General features: G+C 62.9%; 9 protein-coding genes. 6 read left to right on the forward strand and 3 right to left on the reverse strand.

Going from position 1 to position 12606, the window contains the following annotated elements; genetic code table 11:
- Positions 1-72 precede the first annotated feature (72 nt).
- From NKI73_RS27620 to NKI73_RS27630, 3 genes are all read left to right on the forward strand, one after another.
- Complete coding sequence (locus tag NKI73_RS27620) at positions 73-2577, forward strand: heavy metal translocating P-type ATPase (protein WP_352634379.1); 2505 nt, start codon at positions 73-75, stop codon at positions 2575-2577.
- Between the two features lie 43 nt (positions 2578-2620).
- Positions 2621-3013, forward strand: a complete 393-nt coding sequence (copM, locus tag NKI73_RS27625; RefSeq protein WP_352634381.1) for a CopM family metallochaperone — start codon at positions 2621-2623, stop codon at positions 3011-3013.
- 88 nt (positions 3014-3101) lie between these two features.
- On the forward strand, positions 3102-3947 hold the full coding sequence (locus NKI73_RS27630) for an aldo/keto reductase (RefSeq protein WP_352634383.1): 846 nt from the start codon (positions 3102-3104) through the stop codon (positions 3945-3947).
- Between the two features lie 144 nt (positions 3948-4091).
- Here the strand turns inward: NKI73_RS27630 and NKI73_RS27635 are convergent, their stop codons facing one another.
- The gene (locus NKI73_RS27635; RefSeq protein WP_352634385.1) at positions 4092-4682 is read right to left on the reverse strand and encodes a TetR/AcrR family transcriptional regulator; all 591 of its coding nucleotides are present in this window, start codon (positions 4680-4682) and stop codon (positions 4092-4094) included.
- A 279-nt stretch (positions 4683-4961) separates the two neighbouring features.
- Between NKI73_RS27635 and NKI73_RS27640 the strand changes: the two genes are divergently transcribed.
- Both NKI73_RS27640 and NKI73_RS27645 read left to right on the forward strand, forming a co-directional pair.
- Positions 4962-5762 carry a DUF3313 domain-containing protein gene (locus tag NKI73_RS27640; protein ID WP_352634397.1) on the forward strand — a complete coding sequence of 267 codons (801 nt, stop codon included), beginning with the start codon at positions 4962-4964 and terminating at the stop codon, positions 5760-5762.
- 70 nt (positions 5763-5832) lie between these two features.
- On the forward strand, positions 5833-6423 hold the full coding sequence (locus tag NKI73_RS27645; RefSeq protein WP_352634387.1) for a methyltransferase family protein: 591 nt from the start codon (positions 5833-5835) through the stop codon (positions 6421-6423).
- On the opposite strand, the gene mutS is transcribed toward NKI73_RS27645, so the two are convergent.
- The gene (gene mutS, locus NKI73_RS27650; RefSeq protein ID WP_352634388.1) at positions 6424-9156 is read right to left on the reverse strand and encodes a DNA mismatch repair protein MutS; all 2733 of its coding nucleotides are present in this window, start codon (positions 9154-9156) and stop codon (positions 6424-6426) included.
- 213 nt (positions 9157-9369) lie between these two features.
- Between mutS and NKI73_RS27655 the strand changes: the two genes are divergently transcribed.
- Positions 9370-11649: an NADP-dependent malic enzyme gene (locus NKI73_RS27655; RefSeq protein WP_352634390.1), complete on the forward strand. Its 2280-nt coding sequence runs from the start codon at positions 9370-9372 to the stop codon at positions 11647-11649.
- A gap of 16 nt (positions 11650-11665) precedes the next feature.
- Here the strand turns inward: NKI73_RS27655 and NKI73_RS27660 are convergent, their stop codons facing one another.
- Positions 11666-12409 carry a hypothetical protein gene (locus tag NKI73_RS27660; RefSeq protein ID WP_352634392.1) on the reverse strand — a complete coding sequence of 248 codons (744 nt, stop codon included), beginning with the start codon at positions 12407-12409 and terminating at the stop codon, positions 11666-11668.
- Positions 12410-12606: the final 197 nt, after the last annotated feature.

A 12606-nucleotide genomic window follows, 5' to 3' on the forward strand; every position in this document is an offset into this window, starting at 1 on the left:
AACCCCTTGACCTTCCAGTTACTGGAAGCCCTATCTCCGCGTCATACGCCGACCCATTGAGGCATTTTTCGCATGACGCTTTCCGATCACGATCATCACATACATGGCAGCTGCTGCTCGACAAACGGCGCAGCGCCTGCCGCGAAGGCCGTCGTCCGCGACCCGGTCTGCGGCATGACCGTCGACCTGGCCGCCGGCAAACCGACCGCCGAGCATGATGGCCATCTCTACCATTTCTGCAGTCAAGGCTGCCGCACGAAATTCGTCGCCGAGCCGGAAAAATTCCTGACGGCCACCGATCCGGTGTGCGGCATGAGCGTCGTCCGCGCGACAGCCAGGCACTTCGCCCGCCACGAAGGTCAGGGCTTCTATTTCTGCTCGGCCGCTTGCCAGGCGAAGTTCGAGGCTGAGCCGCAAAAATATCTCGGCGACAGGCCGGCGCCCCAGGAGATGCCCAAGGGCACGCAATACACCTGCCCGATGCATCCTGAAATCGTCCGCGACAAGCCCGGTTCCTGCCCCATCTGTGGCATGGCCCTGGAGCCGATGGGCGTGCCGACAGGCGATGAAGGGCCAAATCCCGAGCTTGTCGATTTCACCAGGCGGTTCTGGGTCAGTGCCGCGCTGTCGGTTCCCTTGCTGATCGTCGCCATGGCCCCGATGCTCGGACTGACGTTTTCGTCCCTTATCGACGAGCGGACGATGGTCTGGCTGGAGCTGGCATTGGCCAGTCCTGTCGTGCTGTGGGCGGCGCTGCCTTTCTTCCATCGCGGCTGGGAGTCGCTCGTCAACCGCAGCCCCAACATGTGGACGCTGATCTCGCTCGGCGTCGGTGCCGCCTATATCTACAGCGTCGTCGCCACGCTGTTTCCGGACATTTTTCCGCATCAGTTCCGCGGCCATGGCGGTGCCGTGCCGGTCTATTTCGAAGCTGCCGCCGTCATCGTCGCACTGGTTTTCCTTGGCCAGGTGCTGGAGCTGCGCGCCCGTGAAAAGACCGGATCGGCAATCCGCGCCTTGCTCGATCTCGCGCCGAAGACTGCGCGGCTGATCGCCGCCGACGGTTCCGAAAGCGATGTGTCGCTCGACGCGGTCAAGGCCGGCGATCGCCTGCGCATCCGCCCCGGCGACGCGGTGCCGGTCGACGGCATCGTGTTGGAAGGCCGTTCCTCGATAGACGAATCGATGATTACCGGTGAGCCGCTGCCGGTCGAAAAGACTGAAGGCGATGCCCTGACCGGCGGCACGCTCAATAAGAACGGTTCGCTGATCATGCGCGCCGAGCGGATCGGCTCCGAGACGACCCTGGCGCGCATCGTCGAGCTCGTCGCCAAGGCGCAACGCTCGCGCGCCCCGATTCAAGGGTTGGCCGATCGCGTTTCTTTCTACTTTGTCCCGGCGGTCGTCCTTGTCGCGATTGCTGCTTTCATCGCCTGGGCTGTGTTTGGACCCGAGCCCAGCCTGATCTTTGCCATCGTCTCGGCGGTGTCGGTGCTGATCATCGCTTGTCCCTGTGCGCTCGGCCTCGCCACGCCGATGTCGATCATGACCGCCACCGGGCGCGGGGCGCACGCCGGCGTGCTGATCAAGGAAGCCGCAGCACTCGAACGCTTCGCCTCCGTCGACACGCTGATCGTCGACAAGACGGGTACGTTGACCGAAGGCCGGCCGAAACTGACCGATGTCGTTGCAGCCAAAGGCTTTTCCGAGGACGAATTGCTGGCACTTGCCGCAGGCCTGGAGAAGGGCTCGGAGCATCCACTGGCCGAAGCCATCGTCGAAGGCGCCGCCATGCGCGGCGTGACCGTCGCCGATGCCAGCGGCTTCGAGGCGGTCACGGGCAAGGGCGTTTCCGGCACCGTGTCGGGAAAAAAGGTCGCGCTCGGCAATGCCGCCATGATGGCCGATCTCGGTATCGACATCGCATCCATCTCGGCCCAGGCCGAGACGCTGCAGACAGAAGGCAAGACGGCGATGTTCGTTGCCGTCGGCAAGAAACTGGCCGGCATCGTCGTTGTCGCCGACCCGGTCAAGGCGACCACCGCCGAGGCGATCAGGGCGCTGCATGACAGTGGTTTGAGGATCATCATGGCGACCGGCGACAATGAACGCACGGCCAACGCGATCGCCAGAAGACTCGGCATCGATGAGGTTCGCGCCGGCCTGTTGCCGGAACAGAAGGCAGCCCTCGTCGAGGAACTGCGCAGAAAAGGCGCGGGCGTTGCCATGGCCGGCGACGGCGTCAACGACGCGCCCGCGCTTGCCGCCGCCGATGTCGGCATCGCCATGGGCACAGGCGCCGATGTCGCGGTCGAAAGCGCCGGCATCACACTGGTCAAGGGCGACCTCAACAGCATCGTCCGCGCCCGCACACTGGCCCAGGCAACGATCCGCAACATCCGCCAGAACCTGTTCTTCGCCTTCCTCTACAACGTGCTTGGCGTGCCGGTCGCCGCCGGCGTGCTCTATCCGCTCACCGGCACGCTTTTGTCGCCGATGCTGGCGGCGGCGGCGATGAGCCTGTCCTCGGTGTCGGTGATATCAAACGCTCTGCGGCTGAGAACATTGAAACTCTGATCAAAGCCCCCAAATACGAAACCCACCCAACAGGAGACCATGAATGACCTTGGCTAAAAAACTCGTGCTTTTGCTGATGGCGGCCGGAATGCTGCTTGCCGTCTTCCTCGAAAGCGTCCCGGCGCAGAGCGAAGAGATGAAACACGACATGGGCGCCATGGCGACGGACGCGACCAGTCCTTCGACCGAAGGCTACAAAGCGGCGATGGACAAGATGCATGCCGACATGATGGCGTCAGAGTACACCGGCAATGCCGACGTCGATTTCGTCAAGGGCATGATCCCGCACCATCAGGGTGCCATCGACATGGCAAAGGTCGAGCTTGCCAATGGCAAGGACCCGGAAATCCGCAAGCTCGCCGAAGGCGTCATCGCCGCGCAGGAAGCCGAGATCAAGCAGTTGCAGGATTGGCTCGCCGCCCATCCGGTGAAGTAAGCTTCAGGCAATCGCCAAGGCGGCGAGAAGTCCTCTGGATTTCTCGCCCAGCCTGTGATGCGATCGGGCCCCCAATTGGAGGCCCGCCATGCCATCGACCATCAGAACCACCACGCTGCCCTCGGGTGAAGCCGTTCAGGTGCTTGGTCAGGGGACATGGAAGATGGGCGAGGCTATCGGCCGCCGTACCGATGAGGTGAATGCTCTCAAGCTCGGCCTCGACCTCGGCATCACGCTGATCGACACCGCTGAAATGTATGCCAGCGGCGGCGCCGAGGAGGTGGTGGCCGAGGCTATTGCCGGGCGCCGCGACGAGACCTTCCTGGTCTCGAAAGTTCTACCATCAAACGCTTCGCGCGCGGGCGTGCAGCGCGCCTGCGAGAACAGCCTGAAACGCCTGCGCACCGACCGCATCGATCTCTATTTGCTGCATTGGCCCGGCAGCGTGCCGCTGACGGAAACGGTCGCGGCCTTCGAGACCCTGAAAAAGGCCGGCAAGATCCGCCACTGGGGCGTCAGCAATTTCGACGCCGACGAGATGGAAGAGCTGGTCGGCTTGCCCGACGGCGGTAACGTCCAGACCAACCAGGTGCTCTACAATCTGGTCCGGCGTGGCCTCGAATTCGATCTGGCGCCCTGGAGCCGACAGCGCGGCATTCCCTTGATGGCCTATTCGCCGGTCGAGCAGGGCGCGTTGGCGCGCAACGCCAGGCTCGACGCCGTTGCCGCCCGCCACAATGCGACCCCGGCGCAAATCGCTTTGGCCTGGGTGATGCATCAGGAGGGCGTCATCGCCATTCCCAAGGCAAGCAGCCAGGAACATGTCCGCCAGAATGTCGCGGCGCTGGACATAATGCTTACAGCGAAAGACCTCGCCGATCTCGACCGCGCCTTCCCGCCGCCGACACGCAAGCGCGGCCTGGAGATGATCTAGGCATAACCGTCGCGCAGAGACGTGACCTTGATGTCTCCGATCTTGTGGACCGTGTGACGCGGCGCGGCTGAGATTCGTTCCAACGCTTGCTCTCTTCTTTCCACCGCAAATTCCGGATTGAGTTTTTCACTTCAGGCGGCTGACTTATCGAATCTCGGTTTTCAGCTTTTCAAAGGCGTCCCGGACATATCCTGCCAGCGGATGCCTGGCGTTTTGCTGCTGCCATGTTTCGACAGCCAGGCGCAGCGCGACGATTGCCACCAAGGAGACCAGTCGCAGACTGTCGCGCGCCTGGTCTGGCCGCAACTCGCGTAAACCGTCGAAAATGGCTTGCTCGAACTGCAGGTAGCCGGTGTGCCTGCGCGAGCGCAGCGTCTTGCTTTCCCGCATGACCTTTGCTGTCGCCATCATTTCCGATCCCAGCAAGCTGCCGACAAGATTGAGCAATGCGCCGCGGGCGATGTCGATCGCCGCTCCGGTGGGCGGCTCGGCGAGGATCGACGCTTTGACCATGCTTGCGTAGTTGCCCAGATTCGCAAACAGAACCTCGTCCTTGCTCTCGAAATAGTGGAAGAACGTCCGGCGCGAGATGCCTGCGGCCGCGGCTATCTCGTCAAGCGTGGTCGCGTCATAGCCATTGGCCAGGAAAGCCTTCAGGCCGGCTTCGGCGATGCGGTTGGCCGTTTCTCGCCGCTTCCGCTCGCGCAGGCCCTCTGGTTTTGGCGCATCGGTCATGGAGCGTTCCTGTCATGAACGTTCCTCAAATGCGACAAGAAATTTGGTGCACGTTCAAGCCTCGTCGTCACGCCTTGCCATAATAGCGCCATCAATTTATTGCACTGAGTGCAAATATTGACGCTCCCCAACACGCCCGCAAGGCGAACCCAGACAGAGGCATCCATGGCAGCTTGCTTGCGTTTCCGTCGCGAGGCTCACATCAGTCATGGCCCGGTCGATCCGAGAGCGTGCCGCGCGGACCACCGCATAACACGGCCGTTTGTGCTGGTCTTGAGCATGCTCGCGGTCGGCTGCGCGTCCGCGCCCCTGGATCAGGTAGGCTCACTGCAATCCTATGACGAGTTGAAACCGTCGGACGGTTTGTTAGCCCGCTCACTAATGCGGGTGAGCAGGGACGACGTGCTTGCAGCAAAAACCGTTCGAATCATTCCAACGGGCTTTTCGCAGCCCGCCGCCGGAAAATCGACACTGACACCGGCCCAGCGCGGCCTGATCGCGAATGCCGTCGACAGGACCGTCTGCTCCGGCCTGAGCCGGCGCTTTCAACTGGTCGCCCTGACCGAGCCGGCCGACCTGACGGTCCACGCGATGGTAACGCGTGTGGCGCCGACGAATGCGTTGGCGGCAGGCGTTTCGAAAGTCGCGTCCACGGCGGTTTCCGTCGCGCTGCCCGGCATGCACATTCCGGTTCCGCGCCTGCCGATCGGATTGGGCAGCCTGTCGCTTGAAGCCGAAGCGATTGGTGACAACGGCAAGCAGGCGGCAGCCATGATCTGGGGACGTGGCGCGAACGCCCTGCTGGATTCCGGCCGGGTCGCCCGAGAGGGCGATGCCTACAACCTGGCGGCGAAGTTCGGGGACGATTTTAGCAAGCTCCTGGTCACCGGCAAGACGCCGTTCGGCAAACTGCCGTCACTCCCCACCAGGGCGGAGCTGCGCGCCATGTTCGGCGGCGAACCCAAATACCCGGCCTGTAAGGCATTCGGCAAATCGCTCGGCCTGGTCGGCTTCCTCGGCGATCGGATGGGATTGCCGCCGGCCTGGATCGACAAGGGAGCCGCGGTGCGCAACGACTGAGGCGGTCACGCAAGTGCAGAAAAAGTCCCCAATGCCGCTTTCCGCGAAGGCTTTTCAACAGGGCAGAAGGATGCGCTTCCTTTGGCTGGTTGCCCCGGTCGTCCTGGCGCCGGCCCTGTTTGCGGAGAGTGGGTGGCCGCAAGGCAGCACCTGTCGCGAAATGCTGGAATTTCTGGGCACCGTACTGATCCTCATCTGTATCGGCGGTCGCTGCTGGGCATCGCTGTATGTTGGCGGACGCAAGAACCGGGAACTCGTTACGACCGGGCCCTATGCCTATACGCGCAACCCCCTCTATTTCTTCTCGGCCCTTGGACTGGCTGGCGTCGGGCTGACATTCGGGTCGTTGATCGTTTCGGCGTTTCTCTTTGCCTTCACCTATCTGGTCTTTTCCTATGTCGCGACGCGCGAAGCGATCGCGCTGGACACGATCTTTGGCGAGGCCTATCGGTGCTATTGTCGAAGCGTGCCGGCCTTCTTTCCTCGTCTGCGGCGCGATTACGACGACGTCTTGGACCCGTCGCCCGTCACGTTCGACTCGGTGGCGCTGAGGCGGACCGCCATCGACAGCTCTTACTTCCTTGTGGCGATACTGGCGGTCGAATTGCTCGGCTGGCTCCAGTCGGCAGGAGTGGTGACGCCGATGTTCCGATTGTTCTGATTACCGGCCCGCCAGCCCCTTCAGCCGGTAAAGTGCTTCCAGCGCCTCCCTTGGCGTCATCTCGTCAGGATTGATCTCGCCCAGCGCCGCGCCCAGCGCGTCGTTCTTCGCCGGCTTGGGCGCTTCCCGCTTCACCGCCACCGAAAACAGCGGCAGGTCGTCCACCAGCCGGTTGGTCTTGCCTGAGACCTCGCCTTCTTCGAGCTGGTGCAGCACTTCCTTGGCCCTGTCGACCACCGCCTCCGGCAGGCCGGCCAGCCGCGCTACCTGCACGCCGTAGGAGCGGTCGGCCGCACCCTTGCCGACCTCGTGCAGGAAGACGACGTCGTTTTCCCATTCCTTGACCCGCATGGTGACGTTGTGCAATCGCGCCAGCTTGCCGGCGAGCGACGTCATCTCGTGGAAATGGGTGGCGAAGATTGCCCGGCAGCGGTTTTTCTCGTGCAGGTATTCGACCGCCGCCCAAGCGATCGACAGGCCGTCGAAGGTGGCGGTGCCGCGGCCGATCTCGTCGAGGATCACCAGTGCGCGCTCGCCGGCCTGGTTCAGGATCGCCGCCGTCTCGACCATCTCGACCATGAAGGTCGAGCGGCCGCGCGCCAAATCGTCCGAGGCGCCGACACGCGAGAACAGCCGGTCGACGACGCCGATATGGGCCGATGCCGCTGGCACGAACGAGCCGGTCTGGGCCAGGATGGCGATCAGTGCGTTCTGCCGCAGGAACGTCGACTTGCCGCCCATGTTCGGGCCGGTCAGAAGCCAGATCGCGCCGTTCCTGGCGCTGCCTTCTGGCGACAGGTCGCAATCATTGGCGACGAACGGGCCGTCGCCGGAGCGGCGCAAAGCCTGCTCGACCACCGGATGCCGCCCGCCAGCAATCTCGAAGGCAAGGCTGGAATCCACCACCGGCCGGCACCAGGCTTCGCTTTCCGACAAAAGCGCGAGCGCCGCCGACACGTCGAGCACGGCCAGCGCATCGGCCCCAGTGCGGATCTTTTCTGCCTCGCCGACCGCTTCCGCCGTCAGCGTTTCGAAGGCGGCCAACTCGATGCTGAGCGCCCGGTCAGCGGCATTGGCGATCTTGGTCTCGAGTTCGGCAAGTTCGGTCGTGGTGAAACGCATGGCGTTGGCCATGGTCTGGCGGTGGATGAAACGCGCCTTGGCGCCGTCGCTGCCGGTCATGATCGCATGGTGGTTGACGGTCACCTCGATGTAGTAGCCGAGCACATTGTTGTGCCGGATCTTCAGCGAGCGGATGCCGGTCTCGTCGATCAGCGAGCGCTCCAGCCCGGCGATCACCTTTCGCGACTCATCGCGCAGCGCCCGCATCTCGTCGAGTTCGGCGTGATAGCCGCCGCGAACGAAGCCGCCGTCGCGCTTGAGCAGCGGCAGTTCCTCGCCAAGCGCCTGCGTCAAATGCTGGGCCAGCGCCTGAGGCAGCGCATGGATGGCGGCGAGTGCGGCCGCGAGTTCCAGGGGCAGGGCGGTCGCGGCAAAGATTTCGGCGATCGCGCCTGCCGCCTCGAAACCGGCGCGCAGCGCGCCGAGATCGCGCGGGCCGCCGCGGTTGAGCGCCAGCCTGGACAGCGCGCGCGGCATGTCGGCGACGCTCTTCAGGCTCGACCGTACCGCCTGGCACAGCCGCGTCTCGGACCGGAAGAACGATACCGAATCCAGTCTGGCGCCGATCGCGGCCGGGTCGGTCAGAGGCGCCATCAGCCTGTCGGCAAGCAGCCTTGCACCGCCGCCCGTCACCGTGCGATCGATCGCCTTGAACAGCGACCCCTCGCGGCTGCCCGACAGCGTGCGCAGCAGTTCGAGGTTGCCGCGCGTCGCCGGATCGATGAACAGGGTCGAACCCTGCTCCTCGCGCTCGGGCCGCGACAGCGGTGGCCGCTCGGCCTTCTGCGTCTTCTCGACATAGGCGATGGCGCCTGAGATCGCCGACAGCTCGGCGCGCGAAAAGGCACCGAAGCTGTCCGGCGTCGCCACGTCGAAGAAGCGAGCGATGCGCCCGGTGGCCGAGGCCGAATCGAACAGCGACGGCGGCTGAGGGCTGGCGACCCGGCCGAGCACGTCGAACACCGGCTTCAGCTCCGGATCATGGAACACCGGCTCGGCGACGATCAGCTCGCGCGGATCGACACGGAAGATGTCGGCCAGCAGCCGGTCGGCGGTTGTGTCGGTGACGCGGAAGGCGCCAGTCGAGATGTCGATCCAGGCCAGCGCAAAGGCATGATCGCTACCGCCACCCTTCACCCGCCCCAGCGCCATCAGAAAACTCGATTCCGAGGGCGCCAGCAATTTGTCCTCGGTGATGGTGCCCGGCGTCACCAGCCGCACCACGTCGCGGCGCACCACCGATTTGCCGCCGCGTTTCTTCGCCTCGGCCGGATCCTCGATCTGCTCGCAGACGGCAACGCGAAAACCCTGGCCGATCAGCTTCTGCAGATAGTCGTCGGCCGCATGCACCGGCACGCCGCACATCGGAATGTCGAGCCCTTGGTACTTGCCGCGCTTGGTCAGCACGATGCCCAGCGCCCGGCTCGCCTTCTCGGCATCGTCGAAGAACAGCTCGTAGAAATCGCCCATGCGATAGAACAGCAGCGAGTCCGGGTTCGCCGCCTTGATCTCGATGAACTGCTCTATCATCGGCGTGGCGCCGGCGTGGGCGGTGGGCACCGGTGTCATCGCAGCGGGGGCGTCCGGCTCGTTCGGGCTGTGCATGTTCATGCGCTGCACGCTAGCAGATGTGATCGCGCGGTTTAATGCCGGGGCTTCGAAAAGCAGGGGACGACCGGGCTACCGGGTGTTCGCAATTTCCTGGACGATCCGCGATTCCCAAGCGCTGGCGGTTTACACGCGGCGGCGCGTGGTCTTAATTCGAATCGAAACAAAGCACCCGCCTCAACGAGGTGCTGCACCGGCGAGGAAATCAAGAACATCATGGCCAGGAAAACCGAGAACAACGGTCCGTCCGTCAGCGCGCAGGAAGCGCTCGAATTCCACGCCATGGGCCGCCCCGGCAAGCTGGAAGTCGTCGCCACCAAGCCGATGGCAACGCAACGCGATCTGAGTCTCGCCTATTCGCCTGGTGTCGCGGTTCCGGTTCTGGCCATCGCCGAGGACCCCAGCCGCGCCTTCGACTACACGACACGCGGCAACATGGTCGCCGTCATCTCCAACGGCACCGCGATCCTTGGCCTCGGCAATCTCGGCGCGTTGGCTTCCAAGCCGGTGATGGAAGGCAAGGCAGTGCTGTTCAAGCGCTTCGCCGATGTCGATTCCATCGATCTCGAGGTCGATACCGAGGACGCCGAGGAGTTCATCAACTGCGTGCGGTTCCTCGGCCCGTCCTTCGGCGGCATCAATCTCGAGGACATCAAGGCGCCTGAGTGTTTCATCATCGAGCAGCGGCTGCGCGAATTGATGGACATCCCGGTCTTCCATGACGACCAGCACGGCACCGCCATCATCTCGTCCGCCGGCCTGATCAACGCGCTGGAGGTCACCGGCCGCGACATGAAGACGACGAAGATGGTCTGCAACGGCGCCGGTGCCGCCGGCATCGCTTGCATCGAATTGATGAAGGCGATGGGCTTCACGCCCGAAAACATCATTCTGTGCGACACCAAGGGCGTGGTCTTTCAAGGCCGTACCGAAGGCATGAACCAGTGGAAATCGGCGCATGCGGTCAAGACCGAGGCGCGTAGCCTCGCCGAGGCGCTCGACGGCGCCGATGTCTTCCTTGGTCTTTCCGCCAAGGGTGCGCTGACCACCGCAATGTTGAAGTCTATGGCCAAGAACCCGATCATTTTCGCCATGGCCAATCCCGACCCGGAGATCACGCCGGAGGAAGTGGCCGAGATCCGCACCGACGCCATCATGGCAACCGGGCGTTCTGACTATCCTAACCAGGTCAACAACGTGCTCGGCTTCCCCTACATCTTCCGCGGTGCGCTGGATGTCAGGGCCACCACCATCAATGACGACATGAAGATCGCCGCCGCCCAGGCGCTGGCAGCACTTGCGCGCCAGGACGTGCCCGACGACGTCGCCGCCGCCTATCAGGGCAATCGGCCGAAATTCGGGCCCAACTACATCATTCCGGTGCCATTCGACCCTCGCCTGATCTCGGCCATCCCGATCGCGGTGGCCAAGGCGGCGATGGATAGCGGCGTCGCCCGCAAGCCCATCCTTGACCTTGACCGCTACGCGCAGGAACTGTCCGCCCGCCGCGACCCGATCGCCTCGACCCTGCAGCGCATCTACGACCGCGTACGCCGCCAGCCCAAGCGCATCGTCTTTGCCGAGGGCGAGGAGGAGCAGGTCATGCGCGCCGCGGTCTCCTATGTGAACCAGCGGCTCGGCACCGCCATCCTGCTCGGCCGCGACGACGTCATCAAGGAAAACGCCAGGCACGCCGGCATCGACCTCAACAAGCAAGGCATCGAGATCATCAACGCCCGGCTGTCGCGCCGCAACGGCATCTACACCGATTATCTCTACGAGCGCATGCAGCGCAAAGGCTTCCTGTTCCGCGACTGCCAGCGGCTGATCAACAACGACCGCAACCACTTCGCCGCCTGCATGGTGGCGCTAGGCGACGCCGACGGCATCGTCACCGGCGTCACCCGCAACTATTCCACCGCGCTTGACGACATTCGCCGCGTCATCGACGCCAAGCCCGGCCACCGCGTCATCGGCGTCTCGATCGTGCTCGCGCGGGGTAAAACGGTCCTCGTCGCCGACACCGCCGTGCACGACATGCCGAACGCCGAGCAGATCGCCGACATCGCCGAGGAGGCCGCAGGCTTTGCGCGCCGCATGGGCTACGAGCCGAGGCTCGCCATGCTCGCCTACTCGACCTTCGGCCATCCGCAGGGCGAGCGCTCTGAACGCGTCCAGGAAGCGGTGCGCATCCTCGACAAGCGCCGCGTCGATTTCGAATATGACGGCGAAATGGCCGCCGACGTCGCCCTCAACGCCCGCGCCATGGCGCAATATCCGTTCATCCGGCTCACCGGTCCGGCCAATGTGCTGATCATGCCGGCGTTCCACTCGGCCTCGATCTCGACCAAGATGCTGCAGGAACTCGGTGGCTCAACGGTGATCGGCCCGCTGCTCGTCGGGCTGAACAAGCCGGTGCAGATCGTGTCGCTGAACGCCAAGGACAGCGACATCGTCAACATGGCGGCGATCGCGGCTTATACGGCGGGGGCTTGAGGAGGCGGTCAAAAATCTAGTATTCGGCTATCGTTAACCAGAGGGGATCTTTGCTAGATTTCAATTCGTCTAAGATAGCTTGCATTCTAGGGGCATGGGATCGTACCGGTGCATATACGTTTCCCTCGTCTCCTTTGAAACTAGTCAAAAGACCCTCTGTGATCATGGTGCTTAAGATTTTCCTAGAAAGATTTTTTGTTCCGATCATTCCCAAGCCCCGAAGCAGGGCCTCTTCTTTACGGCCGCTCCCCTTTTGGAAAAAGGTCTTACGAATTATTGTGATTAGAATTTCATGCGATGGTTGAAGGCCAATCTTCCGTATACGAGAGATGCTCTCAACAGAATCAAACTGCTCTGCGTCTAAGGACGAAATCCATTTAGGTAGTCCTGCAGCGGATGCAATGCCGCTCACCTTTGGAGTCGCGCAGTTCGATAAGACTACGTTAGTCGCTTTCTTTGCTGGAAGCGCAAGCTCACCTATGTATGAGTTTGTAATGGCTAAGTTTCTGAGTTCGCGTTCGAAAAGAGGAAAGTAGAGGAAGTCGCCGTGGTCAATTTTGAGGCCGCCAAAATCCATTGCTGATCCATCTGTTTCGCGGCTAAGTGAAGATACTAAATCGCTCGCTAGAACCATATTCCCCAGCTGTGCAAATCGCTCTGCCAAAGAAAGCCTCATCTTGGCGGTGGAGGTGTTATCCAAAGCCAGAACGCGCTGGCCTAGATCGTCTAAAGCATTGTGCCATTTTGCTGCGGAGACCATGCCTATGTCCGTCTCCGTGCCGATGCAGATCCGGGCAACGTCCTTGGCTCTAAGTCCGTCCAAAATATAAACGTCGACAAACTGTCGATCATTTGTCTCAGCACTGACGCGCCCTAGGTGTGAGCTTTCAGAGGGTTGTCCATTCGGACCGGACCGAGGAGACTGGAGTTACCAAGCTGCAGCACTCACCGGAGGGT

The organism is Mesorhizobium sp. M0496, assembly GCF_040321205.1.
Taxonomy (GTDB): domain Bacteria; phylum Pseudomonadota; class Alphaproteobacteria; order Rhizobiales; family Rhizobiaceae; genus Mesorhizobium.